Genomic DNA, 18,102 nt, shown 5'->3' with positions numbered 1-18,102 from the left:
GGGCGGTCGTGCGTGGTCCGGTGCGTCCGGCGTCACGGATTCATCGGCGCTGTCGTCGTGCGCGGGCGACGCGCGTGCGGCGTCCGTCGGCACGCCGAACAGGTCGAACTGTCCGTCGGCGTGCGACTCGTTGGCGTCGTCGTGCTGCTGTCGTTGCGGCGGCGCCTTGCGCCGCGTCCTGCCGTCACCCATGCATGCCCAGCGTAAGGCGCCGCCTAGCGCGGCAGCGCGTGTTCGTACATGTAGCGCCGCGACCACGGCAGCGTTTTCGCGCTGCGTCCGGCCTTGCGGCACACGATCTGGAAGATCGACACGTCGTCGTGCTCGAACGCATACGCGCAGCCGGCCAGATACACGCGCCAGATGCGGAATTTTTCGTCGTCGACGAGCTTTCGCGCCTCGTCGGCTTTCGCTTCGAAGTTTTCCGTCCAGATATCGAGCGTGCGCGCATAGTGCCGGCGCAGGCTTTCGACGTCAACCGCCTCGAGTCCGCCGCGCTGCGCCGCTTCGAGCGCGAGGCTGATGTGCGGCAGCTCGCCGTCCGGAAACACGTAGCGATCGATGAATTCGCCGCCGCCGAGCGCCGTTTCGCCGCTTTCCGCGTCGGTCGACGTGATCCCGTGATTCATCGCGATGCCGTCGTCGGTCAGCAGCTCGCGGATGCGCGAGAAATAGAGCGGCAGGTTCTTGCGGCCGACGTGCTCGAACATCCCGACGCTCGTGATGCGGTCGAACTGGCCTTCGATCTCGCGATAATCCTGCAGACGAATCTCGATCCTGTCTTCGAGCCCCGCGGCCTTCACGCGGGCGGTCGCGAGGTCGAACTGGTTCTGCGACAGCGTCACGCCGAGACACGTCGCGCCGAACTTCTGTGCGGCGCGCAGCACGAGCGCGCCCCAGCCGCAGCCGATGTCGAGCAGGCGCTGGCCGGGCTGCAGCTGGATCTTCGTCAGGATGTGGTCGATCTTCTTGATCTGCGCGGTGGCGAGATCCTCGTCGCCGTTCTCGAAGTACGCGCACGAGTACACCATGTTCTCGTCGAGCCACAGCTGGTAGAACTCGTTCGAGACGTCGTAGTGGTACTGGATCGCCTTCTTGTCGGTGCTCTTCGTGTGATTGAAGTAGCGCTTCACGCGGGCGAGCTTGCTTGCGCTGGTCACGGTGCTGCGCGCGAGCGAGTAGCCGATGTTGATGATGTCCGACAGCTTGCCTTCGATGTCGATCTTGCCTTTCACGTACGCCTCGCCGAGATTGTCGAGGCTCGGTTCGAGCAGCAGCGGCAATGCCGACGCGCTGTTCACCTTCAGCGTGACCTGCGGTGCGCTGAAGGTGCCGAAATCGAGTTGATCGCCGTTCCACAGCACGAGGCGCGCCGGTATGTTCGCTTTTGCCCGTACTTCATCCGCCCACTGTGCCAGCTTCTTTTCCCAGAACATTTGGATTCTCCGTTTGTTCGTTGAATCGAATACAGCCAAGTATCCTGACCGGCGCCCGCCGCTTGCGGCGCGGGCACCCGGATGCAACACGAGACACGACCGGCGTGCGCCGGCGCCGCGCTTACGGCGACAGGCGCGAGATCGTCCAGCCCGGCGACGCCGCGGCGTCGCGCGTGTAGAGCAGGCGGTCGTGCAGCCGCGACGGGCGCCCCTGCCAGAACTCGATCGAGTCGGGCACGAGGCGGTAGCCGCCCCAGTGCGGCGGGCGCGGCGGGTTGTCGCCGTAGCGTTCGCTGACGGCCTTTTCGCGCGCTTCGAGCGTCGCGCGGCTGTCGATCACGGTGCTCTGCTCCGACGCCCACGCGCCGATGCGCGAGCCGAGCGGGCGCGACGCGAAATAGCGGTCGCTTTCTTCCGCGCTGGTTTTCTCGATCCGGCCTTCGATGCGCACCTGGCGCTCGAGCTCGATCCAGTAGAACAGCAGCGCGGCCTGCGGATGCACGGCGAGATCGTGCCCCTTGCGGCTTTCGTAATTGGTGAAGAAGACGAACCCGCGTTCGTCGACGCCCTTGATGAGCACGATCCGGGCCGACGGCCGGCCGTCGGCGCCGACGGTCGCGAGCGTCATCGTGTTCGGCTCGGGCAGCTTGGCGGCGAGCGCCTCCTTGAACCAGCGATCGAACTGGGCGAAGGGGTCGGGGGCGGCATCGGCTTCGTCGAGCGAAGCACGTGAATAGTTGATGCGGAGATCGGCGAGAGTCGTCATGTTATGCAAACGCTTCAATCTGGGGCCAGTATAGCGAACGCGCGAGAATCGTGCGTGCACAGTGGCGCGTGCGGACGGGGAGTTCAGGCAAAATAGAGGGCTGCTCGACTTACGTTTTCCTTGCTGCCATGTCCTCCGCCGACGCTGCCCCGCCCAGTTCTTCTGATCTTACCCCGACACCGGAAATCCAGCTTGACGTGGATCGCGCGCGGCGTTTCGGCGGCGTCGCGCGCCTGTATGGCGCGCCGGCCGCCGCCGCGTTCGAGCGGGCGCACGTCGCGGTGATCGGGATCGGCGGCGTCGGGTCGTGGGTGGCCGAGGCGCTCGCGCGCAACGCGATCGGCACGCTGACGCTGATCGATCTCGACAACGTCGCGGAAAGCAACACGAACCGGCAGATCCATGCGCTCGACGGCAATTACGGCAAGCCGAAGGTCGACGCGATGGCCGAGCGGATCGCGCTGATCGATCCCGCGTGCCGCGTGAACCGGATCGAGGATTTCGTCGAGCCCGACAATTTCGACGCGCTGCTCGGCGGCGGCTTCGACTACGTGATCGACGCGATCGACAGCGTGCGCACGAAGGTCGCGCTGATCGCATGGTGCGTCGCGAAGCGGCAGCCGTTGATCGTGGTCGGCGGCGCGGGCGGCCAGCTCGACCCGACGCGCATCCGCATCGACGATCTCGCACTGACGATCCAGGATCCGCTGCTGTCGAAGGTGCGTGCGCAGTTGCGCAAACAGCATGGCTTTCCGCGCGGGCCGAAGGCGCGCTTCAAGGTCAGCGCCGTGTATTCGGACGAGCCGCTGATCTATCCGGAAGCGGCGGCCTGCGACATCGAGGACGGCGCCGAGCCGTCCACGGCCGCGCACGTCGCGGGACTCAACTGTGCGGGCTTCGGTTCGAGCGTGTGCGTGACCGCGAGCTTCGGGTTCGCGGCGGCCGCGCATGCGCTGCGTGCGATCGCGGCGCAGGCGGCCGGCTGAGCGCGCGACGCGCGGGCAGGAAAGAGGGATGCCGCGGCGCGGGTAACGCGCCGCGAGCGATACGGCAAGTCGGCCGGGCCGGCGCGGCCCGGCGCGTCGTGCATCAGTTGAGCGCCATGCTCAGCTTGCGTCGCCACCCGGCGACGAGGTCGGGGCGATCGCCGGCCAGCTCGAACACCGAGATCATCGTGCGGCGGCCGAGATCATCGCCGTACGTGCGATCGCGCGTCACGATTTCCAGCAACTGTTCCAGCGCGCCTTCGTACGCGCGCCGCGCGATCAGGCTCTGCGCAAGGTCGAAGCGTGCGTCGAGATCGGCCGGGTTTGCCGCGATGCGCGCTTCGAGCGCATCGGTCGGCGGCAGGTCGGCCGTGGCTTCGAGTGCGTCGAAACGGGTCTTGATCGCCTGGTAGCGCGGGTCGCCGTTCTGCACGGTTTGCGGCGACAGGCGCTCGGTCTCGGCGCGCGCGGCGTCGACTTCGTTGCGCGCCAGCAGCAGTTCGATCAGGTCGAGACGCGCGTCGTCGTAGCCGGGGTTCAGCGCGAGCGCCGCTTCGAGGTGCGCGAGCGCCTCGTCGAAGCGCTGTTCGGCCATCGCATACTGCGCGGCGCGGCGCTCGGCTTCCTCGGGGGCCGGCAGCAGCCGGTCGAGGAACGCGCGCAACTGGCCTTCGGGCAGCACGCCGACGAACTGGTCGACCGGGCGCCCGTCGGCGAACGCGATCACGTGCGGGATGCTGCGCGTCTGGAAGTGCGCGGCGAGTTCCTGGTTCTCGTCGACGTTGACCTTCACGAGCTTCCAGCGGCCTGCGTAATCGGCTTCGAGCTTTTCCAGCAGCGGGCCGAGCGTCTTGCAGGGGCCGCACCACGGCGCCCAGAAGTCGACCAGCACGGGCGTGTCCAGCGACGCCTCGATGACGTCTTTCTCGAATGTGGCAAGCGTGGTGTCCATGGCGTTCTCTTCCGTTCGAATATCGTCAGGATGGGGGCGGCGCGCGGCTTTTTCAACGCGGTTTCGCTTCGGGCAGCGGAATCCATTCGGTCTCGCCGGGCACCTTGCCCATTTCCTGGCGCGTCCAGGCCGCTTTGGCCCGCTCGATCGCCTCGCGACTGCTCGCGACGAAATTCCACTCGATGTAGCGTTCGCCGTCGATCCGGTCGCCGCCGAGCAGCATCGCGCGCGCGCCGCTGGCGCTCGTCAGCGTGACCGTCGCGCCCGGCACGAGTACGGCCATCTGTTCGGCCGGCACCGGCGTGCCGTCGATCGCGAGCTCGCCGTCGACCACGTAGACCGCGCGCTCCTCGTGCGATGCATCGAGTTCGAGCCGGCCGCCGGCCGCGAATTCGGCCGCGACGTACAGCGTGCGCGAGAACGTCGTCACGGGCGAATGCAGCCCGAACGCGTCGCCGGCGATCACCGTCAGCGCCACGCCGTCTGCGTCGCGCTTGGGCAGCGTGTCGGCCGCATGGTGCTCGAACGACGGTTCGATCGTCTCGTGCGCCTGCGGCAGCGCGACCCAGGTCTGGATGCCGTGCACGGTGTGGCCGCTGGCGCGTTGCGCGTCGGGCGTGCGCTCGGAGTGGACGATGCCGCGGCCGGCCGTCATCCAGTTCACGTCGCCGGGCACGATTTCCTGCAGCGAGCCGAGGCTGTCGCGGTGCAGGATCGCGCCGTCGAACAGGTAGGTGACCGTCGCGAGCCCGATGTGCGGATGCGGGCGCACGTCGAGCCCCGTGCCGGCCGGCAGCGTCGCGGGCCCCATGTGATCGAAGAAGATGAACGGGCCGACGAGGCGTGCGGCGAGCGCGGGCAGCGTGCGGCGTACCTGCAGGTTGCCGATGTCGCGGACGTGCGGCTTCAGCAGGGCTTTGATCGAGTCGGTCATGGCGGGCCTCGTGGGGAACGGCTGGATTGCCGGTCATTGTACTGGCGGCGCGGCGGCGCGCGCGCGTGACGCCGGAGCGCGGGGAACGCGAAATGCGCGCGCTGCGGCCGCGGCAGGCATGCGTCGTGCGGCATCCGCGGCGTGGCGCAAGCCGCTGCGCGCGCCGCCGATTCCATGCGGGCCGTGCGGGTATCGGGCCGGCCGGCGAAACCCGGTAGACTGGCCGGCTTCACAACAATGATTCGACAATCGAGGGAGACACCGATGATGGCCCCGAAGGACTTGCTGCTCGCGCTGGTCGTGATCCTGGCGTGGGGCGTGAACTTCGTCGTGATCAAGGTCGGCCTGCACGGCATGCCGCCGATGCTGCTCGGTGCGCTGCGCTTCACGCTCGCGGCCGTGCCCGCGGTGTTCTTCGTGCGCCGGCCGCAGATTTCGTGGCGGCTGCTGGTGCTGTACGGCGCGACGATCCAGCTCGGCCAGTTCGTGTTCCTGTTCACCGGCATGTACGTCGGCATGCCCGCCGGCCTCGCGTCGCTCGTGCTGCAGTCGCAGGCGTTCTTCACGCTGGTGTTCGCGATGCTGTTCCTCGGCGAGCGGCTGCGCGTGCAGAACCTGATCGGGCTCGCGATCGCCGCGGGGGGGCTCGTCGTGATCGCCGCGCAAGGCGGCCGCGCGATGACGCTCGCGGGTTTCCTGCTGACGATCTGCTCGGCCGCGATGTGGGCCTTCGGCAATATCGTCACGAAGAAGGTCGGGCGTGCGAACCTCGTGTCGCTCGTCGTATGGGCGAGCCTCGTGCCGCCGGTGCCGTTCTTTCTGCTGTCGCTGTGGTTCGAGGGGCCGCAGCGGATCGCGACCGCGCTCGCCGGGCTGAACGGCGCGTCGATCTTCGCGGTCGTCTATCTCGCATTCGTCGCGACGCTGCTCGGCTACGGGCTGTGGAGCCGCCTGCTGTCGCGCTACCCGGCCGCGCAGGTCGCGCAGTTCTCGCTGCTGGTGCCGATCGTCGGGCTCGCGTCGTCGGCGCTGCTGCTCGACGAGCATCTGACGCAAACGCAACTGATCGGCGCCGCACTCGTGATGGGCGGGCTCGCGGTGAACGTGTTCGGCGGGAAACTGCTGAGCCGCTTCGCGGCGTCGTGACGCGCCGGCACGCGCTGCGTGCCGGCGGGGGGAGCGGTGGCGCTCAGGCCATCCGGCTCTTCGCGAGCGGCGGATTCGCGGCGAAATAACGCTTGATGCCGCGGAAGATCGCGTCGGCCATCTCGTCGCGATAGCTGTCGTCGTTGAGCCGGCGCTCTTCGTCCGGGTTGCTGATGAATGCGGTCTCGACGAGGATCGACGGAATGTCGGGCGCCTTCAGCACCGCGAACCCGGCCTGCTCGACCGAGCCCTTGTGCAGCTTGTTGATGCCGCCCACTTCCTTCAGCACGTAGTTGCCGTAGCGCAGCGAGTCGCGGATCTGCGCGGTCGTCGACATGTCGAACAGCGCGCGGTTCACCGCCGCGTCCGCCGTCTTGATGTTGATGCCGCCGATCAGGTCCGACGAATTCTCCTTGTTCGCCATCCAGCGCGCCGCGGCGCTCGTCGCGCCGTGGTCGGACAGCGCGAACACCGACGAGCCGCGCGCGGACGGCGTCGTGAACGCATCCGCGTGGATCGACACGAAGAGATCCGCGCCGACGCGGCGCGCCTTCTGCACGCGCACGTTCAGCGGCACGAAGAAGTCGGCGTCGCGCGTCATCATCGCGCGCATGTTCGGCGCGGCGTCGATCTTCGCGCGCAGCTTCTTCGCGATGTCGAGCGCGATGTGCTTCTCGTACGTGCCGTTGCCGCCGATCGCGCCCGGATCCTCGCCGCCGTGGCCCGGGTCGATCGCGACCGTCAGCAGACGCACGGTGCCGCCCTTGCCGGATTTCGGCGCGGTGAACTTGTAGGTGTCGCCGTCGTCGTCGCTGTCGTCGCGGCGCGCGATGACGGGCGGCGGCTTGACGGCCGGCTTCGCGGGCGTCGACGGCGTGCCGGCCGCCGGCGGCGTGTGCGGCGTGGTTGGCGTGTTCTGCGCGAAACGCTGGAAGAATGCGTCGCTGTTGTCGCCCGCGCCGGGCGGCGGGGTGCCGGGGCCCGCCAGCGTGGACGGCGGCTGCATCTGCTGCGCGCGCGCGGTGTCGTTGAGCGCCTGTTCCTTGCGTTCCGTCTGCGCGATCAGGTCGGACAGCGGATCGGGCGCGACGGCCGGATACAGGTCGAACACCAGCCGGTACTTGTACGTGCCGACGGGCGGCAGCGTGAACACCTGCGGCTTCACCGAGCCTTTCAGATCGAACACCATCCGCACGACGTGCGGCTGATACTGGCCGACGCGCACCGACTGGATCTGCGGATCGTTCGGCGCGATCTTCGAGACGAGGTCGCGCAGTGCCTGGTCGAGGTCGAGACCGCTCAGGTCGACGACGAGACGGTCGGGACCCTGCAGCAGTTGTTGGCTATTCTGCAGCGGCTGGTCGGATTCGATCGTGACGCGCGTGTAATCGCGTGCGGGCCACACGCGCACGCCGAGCACCGACGACGCGTGCGCGAGCCGCGGCGCGACGAGGCCGAGCACCAGCGTCGACGCGCCCGCGCACAGGATCTGGCGGCGCCGCCAGTTGTGCGTCGCGGTGGCCGCCGATTCGATCGAGCGGAACGGTTTGATCAACATCTTTCGAGACATGCCTTTCCTGAAGCGCTGTACGCCCGGACGGTGAGGGCACGGCCGTCGCCATCCACGTCGAGCGAGAAAACCAGATCGGGCACGCCGAGCAGGGCGCCCGCCTGTTGCGGCCATTCGACGAGGCAGATCGCGCTGGAATTGAAATATTCGCGAAAGCCTGCATCGGACCATTCGGCCGGATCGTTGAATCGATACAGATCGAAGTGATAGACCTCGAGTTCCCCATCGCTGCGTTCGAGCGCGTACGGCTCGACGAGCGTATAGGTCGGGCTGCGCACGCGGCCCTGGTGGCCGAGGCCGCGCAGGATCGCGCGCACGAGGGTCGTCTTGCCCGCGCCGAGATCGCCGACCAGCTGGATCTGCAGCCCGTCGAACACATGCGCGCGGTCGAGTTCGAGGCGCGCCGCATCGAGCGCGTGCGCGAAGCGGGTGCCGAAGGCCTCGGTTGCCGCTTCGTCGGCGAGCGCGATCACGCGCTCCGCGAGCGGGGCGGGCAACGTGGCGTCGTGAGGCGGTTGGCTGGGCGTGGCTGGCATTCTCGTAAAATAGTGCGATGAACCGACTACCGGAACGCGCCGCATCCGACAGGCCTTCGACTCGTGACGAAGGCGCGGCGCCGTGCGCGCTCGACGATGCGGCGTTGACTGCGCTCGCCGCTCGCATCAGGGCGTGGGGGCGCGAATTGGGTTTCGGGGCGATCGGCATCAGCGATACCGATCTCTCGGATGCCGAAGCGGGCCTCGCCGCCTGGCTGGAAGCCGGATACCACGGCGAAATGGATTATATGGCGAAACATGGGATGAAACGCGCGCGGCCGGCCGAACTTGTGGCCGGTACGCGACGCGTGATTTCCGTGCGGCTCGCTTATTTGCCGGCCCAAACGCTCGCTGACGGCGCGCCCGGCGGCGAGCCCGGCGCGCTCGTGCCGCACGACTGGCGCGCCCGCGAACGGGCACGGCTCGACGATCCGCAGGCGGCCGTCGTGTCGATCTATGCACGCGGCCGCGACTATCACAAGGTGCTGCGCAACCGGCTGCAGATGCTCGCGGAGCGTATCGAGCACGAGATCGGCGGGTTCGGCTACCGCGTGTTCACCGATTCGGCGCCGGTGCTCGAGGTCGAGCTCGCGCAGAAGGCCGGGGTCGGCTGGCGCGGCAAGCATACGCTGCTGTTGCAGCGCGATGCCGGCTCGCTGTTCTTTCTCGGCGAGATATACGTCGACCTGCCGCTGCCGACCGACGCGCATACGGCGCCCGACCGCGCGCCGGAGACGCCCGGCGCGCATTGCGGCAACTGCACGCGCTGCATCGACGCGTGCCCGACCGGCGCGATCGTCGAGCCGTACCGCGTCGATGCGCGCCGCTGCATCTCGTACCTGACGATCGAGCTGAAAGGCAGCATTCCCGAGCCGCTGCGGCCGATGATCGGCAATCGCGTGTACGGCTGCGACGACTGTCAGCTCGTGTGCCCGTGGAACAAGTTCGCGCAGGCCGCGCCCGTCGCCGATTTCGACGTGCGGCACGGTCTCGATCGCGCGACGCTCGTCGAGCTGTTCGCGTGGGATGCCGACACGTTCGACACGCGGATGCAGGGCAGTGCGATCCGGCGCATCGGCTACGAAAGCTGGCTGCGCAATCTCGCGGTCGGGCTCGGCAATGCGCTGCGCGCGGGTGCGGACCGGCTCTCGCCGGCGGCGCGCGACGCGATCGTCGCCGCGCTGCGCGCCCGGGCCGACGATCCGTCGCCGCTCGTGCGCGAGCATGTCGAATGGGCGCTGCGAGCCGCGTGAAGGCGGCGTAAAGTGTCGTCGGCGCGCGGGCAGGGCCGCGCGCATCCCCCGGTCAGGAGAAGGCAATGTTCAACGCAGTCATCGACGCGCCGTTCGGCAAGGTCGGCATCCGTACGGATGCCGCGGTGGTGCGCGAGATCGTCTATCTGCCCGAATCGATGAAGTCGGTCGATCCGGATTCGGCGCTCGCGAAGCGCGCGGTCAAGCAGATCGAACGTTATTTCGAGCGCGCGTCCGCACGCTTCGACCTGCCGCTCGCCGATGTCGGCAGCGCATTCCAGCATCGCGTGTGGGACGTGATCAGCGATATCCCGCCCGGCACGGTGCTCACCTACGGCCAGGTCGCGAAGCGGATCGGCAGCGCGCCGCGCGCGGTTGGCCAGGCGTGCGGCGCGAACTACTTCCCGCTCGTGATCCCGTGCCATCGCGTCGTCGCGGCGGGTGGCCTCGGCGGGTTCGCGAACCACGACGACAACGGCTATTACCAGCAAGTGAAGCGCTGGCTGCTGACGCACGAGGGTGTGCCGTACCGATGAGCGAACCTGTGACGATCCCCGAAACCGACGACGATGCCGTCGCGGCATCGCCCGCGCTGCTCGCGAGCCGCGCATCGATCGACGTGTTCTGCGATGCGTTGTGGCTCGAACACGGCCTCGCGCGCAACACGCTCGATGCGTACCGGCGCGATCTGGTGCTGTTTTCCCAATGGCTGGCCGCGACGCATGCCGCGCCGCTCGACGGCGCCGACGAGGCGATGGTGACCGGCTACATCGCCGCGCGCAGCGACGGCAAGGCGACGTCGTCGAACCGGCGACTGTCCGTGTTCCGTCGCTATTACGGCTGGGCCGTGCGCGAGCATCGCGCGAGCGCCGACCCGACGCTGCGGATCACGTCCGCGAAACAGGCGGCCCGGTTCCCGTCGACATTGTCGGAGGCGCAGGTCGAGGCGCTGCTGGGCGCGCCGGACATCGGCACGCCGCTCGGCCTGCGCGATCGCACGATGCTCGAGCTGATGTACGCGAGCGGGCTGCGCGTGAGCGAGCTCGTGACGCTGAAGACCGTCGAAGTCGGCCTCAACGAAGGCGTCGTGCGCGTGATGGGCAAGGGTTCGAAGGAGCGGCTCGTGCCGTTCGGCGAAGTCGCGCACGGCTGGATCGAACGCTACCTGCGCGACGCGCGGCCCGCGCTGCTCGGCGCACGCGCGGCCGATGCGCTGTTCGTGACCGCGCGCGGCGACGGGATGACGCGCCAGCAGTTCTGGAACATCATCAAGCGTCACGCGCAGCAGGCCGACGTGCGCGCGCACCTGTCGCCGCACACGCTGCGGCACGCGTTCGCGACGCACCTGCTGAACCACGGCGCCGACCTGCGCGTCGTGCAGTTGCTGCTCGGCCACAGCGACATCTCGACCACGCAGATCTATACGCACGTCGCGCGCGAGCGGCTCAAGACGCTGCACGCGCAGCATCACCCGCGCGGCTGACGCGCGACGCGGGCGTTCGACGCAGCGTGGTGGGGCGGGGCGCCGATGCGGACTGCGCCGCGCATCGCAGGGCGCGTCAGACGAGCTCGCGCAGCCGGTGCTTGAGCACCTTGCCGGTCGATGCGGCCGGCAACGCATCGAGCACGCGGATGTGCGCAGGGCGTTTGTAAGCGGTGAGCCGGTCCGCGCACCATGCGTGCAATGCCGCCTCGTCGACCGCCGCGCCCGGCACGCGCTCGACGAACGCGAGCACTTCCTCGTTGCCGTCGATCGCGCGGCCGATCACGGCCGCCTGCACGACGTCCGGATGCGCGTTCAGCACCTGCTCGACCTCGACCGGATACACGTTGAAGCCCGAGCGGATGATCAGCTCCTTGCTGCGGCCCGCGATCGTCACCGCGCCGTCCGCGTCCTGCCGCGCGAGATCGCCGGTGCTCAGCCAGCCGTCCGGCGACACGGCCGCGCGCGTCGCATCCGCGTTGCGGTAGTAGCCGAGCATCACGTTCGGCCCGCGCACGCGGATCTCGCCGACTTCGCCCGGCGGCACGTCGGTGCCGTCCGGCGCGACGATCCGCACGTCGACGCCCGGAATCGGCACGCCGACCGAACTGTCCGTGCGCGGCGCGTCGAGCGGCGTCTGCGTGATCGTCGGGCTGCTTTCGGTCATCCCGTAGCCGTTGTGCAGCGGCACGCCGTACAGGCGCTCGACGCGCGCCTTCAGGTTCGCATCGAGCGGCGAGCCGCCCGAATATGCGAAGCGCAGCCGCGGCGCGCGCCATGCGTGGCCGTGCGTGTGCAGGTGTTCGAGCAGCTTCGCGTGCATCGCGGGCACGCCCTGGAAGATCGTCACGCCTTCGTCGGCGAGCGCGACGCGGACGGCTTCCGGCGAGAAGCGCGGCGCGAGCCGCAGCGTCGCGCCTGCATACAGGCTGCCCAGGCACACCGACGCGAGCCCGTACACGTGCGACACGGGCAGCACCGTGTAGACGACGTCATCCGGCGACACGCGGCGCAGCGCGCTCGACGTCGCCGCGATGAACAGCAGGTTGCGGTGCGACAGCATCACGCCTTTCGGCGTGCCGGTCGTACCGGTCGTGTAGATCAGCGCCGCGCATTGGGCGGCGCCGTCGGCGGCCACCGGTTCGGCGGGCGCGCTCGCGTCGACGCGATACGACCACGCGCCGATGTCGACCGGCAGCGCGCCGGCCGGCATTGCGCCGATCCGCTCGGCGTGGGCGCGGGCGTCGGGTGAGGCGTCCGTCGTGAACGCGGTCAGCTTAGGGCGTGCATGCGCGGCGATCGCATCGAGTTCGGCGGCCGACAGCCGTGCGTTCGACACGAGCGCCCACGCGTCGAGGCGGGCGGCCGCGAACAGCAGCACGATCTGCGCGACGCAGTTTTCCGCGACGATCATCACGCGGTCGCCGCCTTGCACGCCGAGGCTCGCCAGCCGCGCGGCCGCCGCATCGACGGCCTGCGCCAGATCGCCGTACGACAGGCGGCGCGCATCCTCGATCAGCGCCGGCTGCGCGGGCGACTGCGCGGCCCGGCGCGCGGGCACGTCGGCGATGCGACGCGGCAGCGCGGCGAGCAGCGCATCGACATCGAGCGATTCGGATGAACGGACGGGCGAGGACATGGCGTCTCCAGATGAGGGGCCGGCGGCGGGCCGACGATATTTGCGAACGATCGTGCCATGACGGCGCGCGCGCCACAATTGGCCAATCGGGCAATAGCGCTTCACGATGTCTGCAATGATGATGGGCATGATCGTGACCGCGATGCGGCGGGCCGGCGGAAAACGGGCCGCGAGTATACCGTCGGCGCCGGCACGCGATTGCGCGAGCGTCGATCGTTCGCCATTAAAATGCCGCCATGAGCAAATCCAGACACGTGTCCGAAACCCCCGCGACCCAACTGCTGCGCCGTCATGGCGTCGCATTCGGCGAGCATCCGTACGAATACGTCGAGCACGGCGGTACCGGCGAATCGGCGCGCCAGCTCGGCGTCGACGAGCACAGCGTCGTGAAGACGCTCGTGATGGAAGACGAACACGCGAAGCCGCTGATCGTGCTGATGCACGGCGACCGCACGGTGTCGACCAAGAATCTCGCGCGGCAGATCGGCGCGAAGCGGGTCGAGCCGTGCAAGCCCGAGGTCGCGAATCGCCATTCGGGCTATCTCGTCGGCGGCACGTCGCCGTTCGGCACGCGCAAGACGATGCCCGTCTACGTCGAGGCGACGATCCTCGACCTGCCGACGATCTACCTGAACGGCGGCCGGCGCGGCTACCTGGTCAGCCTCGCGCCGGCGGTGCTCACGTCGCTGCTCGGCGCGCGGCCCGTGCAGTGCGCGAGCGTCGACTGAGGGTTTCACCTTCGTGGCACGCCGCGCCCGTTCGGTAGAATGGGCGCCGTTTCGGCCTGCCGGCTTGCCGCGCACGGCCATCCCTTTCCCGATACGTTGAAAGAAGAGTCCTCCGCATGCAGATCCTGCTCGCCGCCCTCGTTGCCTACCTGATCGGTTCGGTGTCGTTCGCCGTCGTCGTCAGTTCCGTGATGGGCCTGGCCGACCCGCGTTCGTACGGATCCAAGAATCCCGGCGCGACCAACGTGCTGCGCAGCGGCAACAAGAAGGCCGCGATCCTGACGCTCGTCGGCGACGCGTTCAAGGGCTGGATCGCCGTCTGGCTCGCCCGTCACTTCGGCCTGCCCGACGTCGCGGTCGCGTGGGTCGCGATCGCCGTGTTCCTCGGCCACCTGTACCCGGTGTTCTTCCGCTTCCAGGGCGGCAAGGGCGTGGCGACCGCGGCCGGCGTGCTGCTCGCCGTGCACCCGGTGCTCGGGCTCGCGACCGCGCTGACCTGGCTGATCGTCGCGTTCTTCTTCCGCTATTCGTCGCTCGCGGCGCTGGTGGCGGCCGTGTTCGCGCCGGTGTTCGACGTGTTCCTGTTCGGCACGCCGGGCCATAACCCGGTCGCGTGGGCCGTGCTCGCGATGAGCGTGCTGCTCGTGTGGCGTCACCGCGGCAACATTTCGAAGCTGCTCGCGGGGCAGGAGAGCCGGATCGGCGACAAGAAGAAGGCGGCCGCGGACGGCGGGAAGGCCTGAGAACGCGCGGCGCTGGCCGCGCGCCGGGCGCGCCGCGTGTGCGGGGCCCGGCCGGATGACGCGACGGGCCGGCGGCCGCTCAGTCGCGGAAGTTGTTGAAGTCGAGCGGCGTGTCGGTCACGTCCTTGCGCAGCATCGCGATCGTGCTCTGCAGGTCGTCGCGCTTCGTGCCCGAGATGCGCACCGCGTCGCCCTGGATGCTCGCCTGCACCTTGATCTTGCTGTCCTTCACGAGGCGCACGATCTTTTTCGCGAGGTCGCCCGTCACGCCTTTCTTCACGGTGACGATCTGCTTGACCTTGTCGCCGCCGATCTTCTCGACCTTGCCGTAGTCGAGGAAGCGCACGTCGACGTTGCGCTTGGCCAGCTTGCCGATCAGCACGTCCTTGACCTGGCCGAGCTTGAAATCGTCGTCGGCGAACAGCGTCAGCTCGCGTTCCTTCTGCTCGACGCGTGCGTCGGAGCCCTTGAAGTCGAAGCGCGTCGAGATTTCCTTGTTCGACTGCTCGATGGCGTTCTTCACTTCGATCATGTTCGCTTCGGAAACGACGTCGAACGATGGCATGGCATTCTCCCTTGAGATGCGGGCACCCGGCTCGCGCGCGGGCACTCGCTATAATTGCGGACTGTTTGCCATTTTACCGATGCCCCTCCGTTTGCCCAAGGCCGGCCATGCGCCGCCCGGGCGGACGTGACCGCGAATGCCGATGCCCCCTGACGATTCCGCCCTGTCGCTGCTTCCCGACCATCCGCTCGCCGCGCACAACACGTTCGGCATCGCCGCGCGCGCGCGCTTCGCCGCGCGCATCACGCAGGCGGCGCAGTTCGAGGCGCTGCATCGCGACCCGCGGGTCGCGACCCTGCCGCAACTCGTGCTCGGCGGCGGCAGCAATATCGTGTTCACGCGCGATTTCGACGGCGTCGTGCTGCTCGACGAGATCGCGGGCCGCCGCATCCTGCGCGAGGACGACGACGCGTGGTACGTCGAGGCCGGCGGCGGCGAGAACTGGCACGCGTTCGTCGCGTGGACGCTCGAGCACGGGATGCCGGGCCTCGAGAATCTCGCGCTGATCCCGGGCACCGTCGGCGCCGCGCCGATCCAGAACATCGGCGCGTACGGCCTCGAGATGAAGGCGTATTTCGATTCGCTGGTCGCGGTCGAGCTGGCGACGGGGCGCAGCGAGCGGTTCGACGCCGCGCGCTGCGCATTCGGTTACCGCGACAGTTTCTTCAAGCGGGAAGGGCGCGGCCGGTTCGCTATCGTCGCGGTGACGTTCCGGCTGCCGAAGCAATGGACGCCGCGGCTCGGCTACGCGGACGTCACACGCGAGCTCGACGCGCGCGGCATCACGCCCGATGCGGCGACGCCGCGCGACGTGTTCGATGCAGTCGTCGCGATCCGCCGCGCGAAGCTGCCCGATCCGCTGGTGCTCGGCAATGCGGGCAGTTTCTTCAAGAATCCGGTGATCGACGCCGCGCAGTTCGATGCGCTGCGCGCCCGCGTGCCGGAGGTCGTGTCGTATCCGCAGCCGGACGGGCACGTGAAGCTCGCGGCCGGCTGGCTGATCGACCGCTGTGGCTGGAAGGGGCGCGCGCTCGGGGCGGCGGCCGTGCACGACCGCCAGGCGCTCGTGCTCGTCAATCGCGGCGGCGCCACCGGTGCCGACGTGCTGGCGCTGGCGCGGGCGATCCAGGCCGACGTGCGCGCGCAGTTCGGTGTCGAACTGGAGGCGGAACCGGTCTGCCTGTAACGCAGGCGTGCGCCGGTCATCCAAACAAAAAGCGCCGATCGTCGACCGGCGCTTTTTTTACGCGTGTGCGTTGGGCGGCGCGTCAGTGCTTGAGGCGGCCGAGCAGCAGGAACTCCATCAGCGCCTTCTGCACGTGCAGACGGTTTTCCGCTTCGTCCCACACGACGCTCTGCGGGCCGTCGATCACGCCGGCCGTCACTTCCTCGCCGCGGTGCGCGGGCAGGCAGTGCATGAAGAGGGCATCCGGATTCGCATGGCCCATCATTTCCTCGTCGACGCACCAGTCGGCGAATGCCTGCTTGCGCGCCTCGTTCTCGGCCTCGAAGCCCATGCTCGTCCACACGTCGGTCGTCACGAGATCGGCGCCCTTGCACGCTTCGTTCGGATCGTCGAACACCTCGTAGAACGGCGCGCTGTCGGGCGACACGAGCTTCATGTCGAGTGCGTAGCCGGGCGGCGTCGACAGGCGCAGCTTGAAGCCGAGGATCTGCGCGGCTTCGATCCACGTGTAGAGCATGTTGTTCGCGTCGCCGACCCACGCGACGGTCTTGCCGGCGATCGGGCCGCGGTGCTCGTAGTACGTGAAGATGTCGGCGAGCACCTGGCACGGGTGGTATTCGTTCGTCAGGCCGTTGATCACCGGCACGCGCGAGTTCTGCGCGAAGCGCGTGATCACGTCCTGCTCGAACGTGCGGATCATGATGATGTCGACCATTCGCGAGATGACCTGCGCGGAATCCTCGACGGGCTCGCCGCGGCCGAGCTGCGTGTCGCGCGTGCTCATGAAGACGGCGTGACCGCCGAGCTGGAAGATCCCGGCCTCGAACGACAGGCGCGTGCGCGTCGAGCTCTTCTCGAAGATCATCGCGAGCGTGCGGTCGTGCAGCGGGTGATAGGTCTCGTAGTTCTTGAACTTGCGCTTCAGGATACCCGTGCGTTCGAGCACGTACTCGTAGTCTTCCAGCGAGAAATCCTTGAACTGCAGGTAGTGACGAATGGTTTTGGCGGTCATGAAACGAAATACGGCGGGTCTCACCCGGCAGCGAGGCCGGACGGCGCCGCCGTCGGGTGTGGATAACTCAAAGCAGCATAAAGGATTTTCTGTGCTTTGACGAGCCGTGGAGCGACGCGGGGCAGGATCGCCGCGCGCGATCCGCAGTGCGGGAAGACGGGCGTCGGGACGACGCGCGATGGCGCGCTGCGGTATAATTCGAAAGTTTTCTCCAGCCCGGCAGGCAAGGCTTTTCGCGCTCTGCCGGACACAAGCCGTGCGCTGCACACATCCGGTGCAGTCCACCGGCGGCGCGCCTCGACGCCCCGTTTTCGGGATATCGATGAGCTTGTGCCGCCGACCCTCCAGCTTTGTGTTCGCGTATCCAGGCGCCGTTGCCTGGACATCGCCGGGCCGTCACTTGGGTAACCACATGGCTGAAACCCCTCCGACCGAATTTTTCATCCAGGGCATCACGAAAGACGGGAAAAAGTTTCGCCCGAGCGACTGGTCGGAACGTCTGGCCGGTGTGATGGCCTGCTTCGGGCCGGGGGCGAGCGGGCCGAACGCGCGTCTCAAGTATTCGCTGTACGTGCGTCCGACGATGCTCGGCGACCTGAAATGCGTGATCCTCGATTCGCGGTTGCGCGACATCGAGCCGATGGCTTTCGATTTCGTGCTGAATTTCGCGAAGGACAACAACCTCGTCGTGACCGAGGCGTGCGAATTGCCGGACTACAACGCGAAGAAGTGATGCCGGCGGGCGAGGGCGCGTGCCGTGCCCGCCCGCGTACAGGTCGCCGCCGCGCGTGATGCGCGAGCGACCGGCAACGAAAAAGCCCGCCTAGGCGGGCTTTTTCGTGATCGCAGGAAACAGGAACGCCCGCGCGAGCGGGCGCACCGGATTTACGCTGCTGCCTGCAGACCCTTGACGGCTGCGGCCAGGCGGCTCTTGCTGCGAGCGGCCTTGTTCTTGTGAACGATCTTCTTGTCGGCGATCGTGTCGATCGTCTTCACGGCAGCCTTGAACAGCTCGGCAGCCTTTGCCTGGTCGCCGGCTTCAACAGCCTTGCGAACCGACTTGATCGCGGTACGGAATTTCGAGCGCAGCGCCGAGTTGTGCGAGTTTGCCTTCGCGGCCTGGCGGGCGCGCTTGCGTGCTTGTGCGGAGTTAGCCATGACGGTTCC

At 68.2% G+C, this 18,102-nt stretch carries 19 protein-coding genes and 1 pseudogene; 9 read left to right on the top strand and 11 right to left on the bottom strand.

The window, feature by feature from the left end:
- The 3 genes and pseudogenes from H0X95_RS36080 to pdxH form a co-directional block, all read right to left on the bottom strand.
- Positions 1 to 294: pseudogene (locus H0X95_RS36080) on the bottom strand (DUF72 domain-containing protein); the annotation flags it as partial.
- Complete coding sequence (locus H0X95_RS32815) at positions 216 to 1,436, bottom strand: SAM-dependent methyltransferase (RefSeq protein WP_048988969.1); 1,221 nt, start codon at positions 1,434 to 1,436, stop codon at positions 216 to 218. The gene H0X95_RS32815 and the pseudogene H0X95_RS36080, both read right to left, overlap by 79 nt.
- A 121-nt stretch (positions 1,437 to 1,557) precedes the next feature.
- Positions 1,558 to 2,202: a pyridoxamine 5'-phosphate oxidase gene (gene pdxH, locus H0X95_RS32810; protein WP_059721408.1), complete on the bottom strand. Its 645-nt coding sequence runs from the start codon at positions 2,200 to 2,202 to the stop codon at positions 1,558 to 1,560.
- 128 nt (positions 2,203 to 2,330) lie between these two features.
- Here pdxH and tcdA point away from each other — a divergent pair, with 128 nt between their 5' ends.
- The gene (gene tcdA, locus H0X95_RS32805) at positions 2,331 to 3,188 is read left to right on the top strand and encodes a tRNA cyclic N6-threonylcarbamoyladenosine(37) synthase TcdA (RefSeq protein ID WP_059721407.1); all 858 of its coding nucleotides are present in this window, start codon (positions 2,331 to 2,333) and stop codon (positions 3,186 to 3,188) included.
- A gap of 103 nt (positions 3,189 to 3,291) precedes the next feature.
- Here the strand turns inward: tcdA and trxA are convergent, their stop codons facing one another.
- Together trxA and H0X95_RS32795 are read right to left on the bottom strand one after the other, a co-directional pair.
- The gene (gene trxA / locus H0X95_RS32800; protein WP_006482496.1) at positions 3,292 to 4,140 is read right to left on the bottom strand and encodes a thioredoxin; all 849 of its coding nucleotides are present in this window, start codon (positions 4,138 to 4,140) and stop codon (positions 3,292 to 3,294) included.
- Between the two features lie 52 nt (positions 4,141 to 4,192).
- Positions 4,193 to 5,074 carry a pirin family protein gene (locus H0X95_RS32795; RefSeq protein ID WP_059721406.1) on the bottom strand — a complete coding sequence of 294 codons (882 nt, stop codon included), beginning with the start codon at positions 5,072 to 5,074 and terminating at the stop codon, positions 4,193 to 4,195.
- Between the two features lie 267 nt (positions 5,075 to 5,341).
- Here H0X95_RS32795 and H0X95_RS32790 point away from each other — a divergent pair, with 267 nt between their 5' ends.
- Positions 5,342 to 6,220, top strand: coding sequence for an O-acetylserine/cysteine exporter (locus tag H0X95_RS32790; protein ID WP_012492837.1), 879 nt, complete (start codon positions 5,342 to 5,344; stop codon positions 6,218 to 6,220).
- 43 nt (positions 6,221 to 6,263) lie between these two features.
- Here the strand turns inward: H0X95_RS32790 and H0X95_RS32785 are convergent, their stop codons facing one another.
- Both H0X95_RS32785 and H0X95_RS32780 read right to left on the bottom strand, forming a co-directional pair.
- The gene (locus H0X95_RS32785) at positions 6,264 to 7,790 is read right to left on the bottom strand and encodes an N-acetylmuramoyl-L-alanine amidase (RefSeq protein WP_006496479.1); all 1,527 of its coding nucleotides are present in this window, start codon (positions 7,788 to 7,790) and stop codon (positions 6,264 to 6,266) included.
- The gene (locus H0X95_RS32780) at positions 7,772 to 8,326 is read right to left on the bottom strand and encodes a bifunctional tRNA (adenosine(37)-N6)-threonylcarbamoyltransferase complex ATPase subunit type 1 TsaE/phosphotransferase (protein ID WP_012492836.1); all 555 of its coding nucleotides are present in this window, start codon (positions 8,324 to 8,326) and stop codon (positions 7,772 to 7,774) included. Before H0X95_RS32780 ends, H0X95_RS32785 begins: the two co-directional genes overlap by 19 nt.
- 17 nt (positions 8,327 to 8,343) lie before the next feature.
- Between H0X95_RS32780 and queG the strand changes: the two genes are divergently transcribed.
- The 3 genes from queG to xerD all read left to right on the top strand — a co-directional run bounded on the left by queG (position 8,344) and on the right by xerD (position 11,062).
- Complete coding sequence (gene queG / locus H0X95_RS32775) at positions 8,344 to 9,579, top strand: tRNA epoxyqueuosine(34) reductase QueG (RefSeq protein ID WP_006496477.1); 1,236 nt, start codon at positions 8,344 to 8,346, stop codon at positions 9,577 to 9,579.
- A 65-nt stretch (positions 9,580 to 9,644) separates the two neighbouring features.
- The gene (locus H0X95_RS32770) at positions 9,645 to 10,115 is read left to right on the top strand and encodes a methylated-DNA--[protein]-cysteine S-methyltransferase (protein WP_006496476.1); all 471 of its coding nucleotides are present in this window, start codon (positions 9,645 to 9,647) and stop codon (positions 10,113 to 10,115) included.
- Complete coding sequence (gene xerD, locus H0X95_RS32765) at positions 10,112 to 11,062, top strand: site-specific tyrosine recombinase XerD (protein ID WP_059721404.1); 951 nt, start codon at positions 10,112 to 10,114, stop codon at positions 11,060 to 11,062. Before H0X95_RS32770 ends, xerD begins: the two co-directional genes overlap by 4 nt.
- Positions 11,063 to 11,138: 76 nt before the next feature.
- Here xerD and H0X95_RS32760 read toward each other — a convergent pair whose 3' ends face one another.
- The gene (locus H0X95_RS32760) at positions 11,139 to 12,701 is read right to left on the bottom strand and encodes a class I adenylate-forming enzyme family protein (protein WP_048988974.1); all 1,563 of its coding nucleotides are present in this window, start codon (positions 12,699 to 12,701) and stop codon (positions 11,139 to 11,141) included.
- Positions 12,702 to 12,937: 236 nt separating this feature from the next.
- On the opposite strand from H0X95_RS32760, the gene ybaK reads away from it, so the two are divergent.
- Positions 12,938 to 13,429 (top strand): Cys-tRNA(Pro) deacylase, encoded by a 492-nt coding sequence (ybaK, locus tag H0X95_RS32755; protein ID WP_043205388.1) that lies wholly within the window; start codon positions 12,938 to 12,940, stop codon positions 13,427 to 13,429.
- 116 nt (positions 13,430 to 13,545) lie between these two features.
- On the top strand, positions 13,546 to 14,172 hold the full coding sequence (gene plsY / locus H0X95_RS32750; RefSeq protein ID WP_048988975.1) for a glycerol-3-phosphate 1-O-acyltransferase PlsY: 627 nt from the start codon (positions 13,546 to 13,548) through the stop codon (positions 14,170 to 14,172).
- Positions 14,173 to 14,251: 79 nt separating this feature from the next.
- On the opposite strand, the gene H0X95_RS32745 is transcribed toward plsY, so the two are convergent.
- On the bottom strand, positions 14,252 to 14,737 hold the full coding sequence (locus H0X95_RS32745; RefSeq protein WP_006482217.1) for a YajQ family cyclic di-GMP-binding protein: 486 nt from the start codon (positions 14,735 to 14,737) through the stop codon (positions 14,252 to 14,254).
- A gap of 136 nt (positions 14,738 to 14,873) precedes the next feature.
- On the opposite strand from H0X95_RS32745, the gene murB reads away from it, so the two are divergent.
- Positions 14,874 to 15,923: a UDP-N-acetylmuramate dehydrogenase gene (gene murB, locus H0X95_RS32740; protein ID WP_059721403.1), complete on the top strand. Its 1,050-nt coding sequence runs from the start codon at positions 14,874 to 14,876 to the stop codon at positions 15,921 to 15,923.
- 82 nt (positions 15,924 to 16,005) lie between these two features.
- On the opposite strand, the gene argF is transcribed toward murB, so the two are convergent.
- A complete protein-coding gene (gene argF, locus H0X95_RS32735; protein ID WP_006482207.1) occupies positions 16,006 to 16,935 on the bottom strand; it encodes an ornithine carbamoyltransferase in 930 nt (309 codons plus the stop codon).
- Between the two features lie 412 nt (positions 16,936 to 17,347).
- Between argF and H0X95_RS32730 the strand changes: the two genes are divergently transcribed.
- Positions 17,348 to 17,668 carry a DUF3579 domain-containing protein gene (locus H0X95_RS32730; protein WP_006482210.1) on the top strand — a complete coding sequence of 107 codons (321 nt, stop codon included), beginning with the start codon at positions 17,348 to 17,350 and terminating at the stop codon, positions 17,666 to 17,668.
- A 152-nt stretch (positions 17,669 to 17,820) separates the two neighbouring features.
- Here H0X95_RS32730 and rpsT read toward each other — a convergent pair whose 3' ends face one another.
- Positions 17,821 to 18,093: a 30S ribosomal protein S20 gene (rpsT, locus tag H0X95_RS32725; RefSeq protein WP_006482211.1), complete on the bottom strand. Its 273-nt coding sequence runs from the start codon at positions 18,091 to 18,093 to the stop codon at positions 17,821 to 17,823.
- Positions 18,094 to 18,102 lie beyond the last annotated feature (9 nt).

The organism is Burkholderia sp. 9779_493 (assembly GCF_015712215.1).
GTDB classification, from domain to species: Bacteria; Pseudomonadota; Gammaproteobacteria; order Burkholderiales; family Burkholderiaceae; genus Burkholderia; species Burkholderia cenocepacia.
The sequence above is the reverse complement of the archived record's forward strand: the minus strand, read 5'-3'. Positions and strand labels throughout refer to the sequence as shown.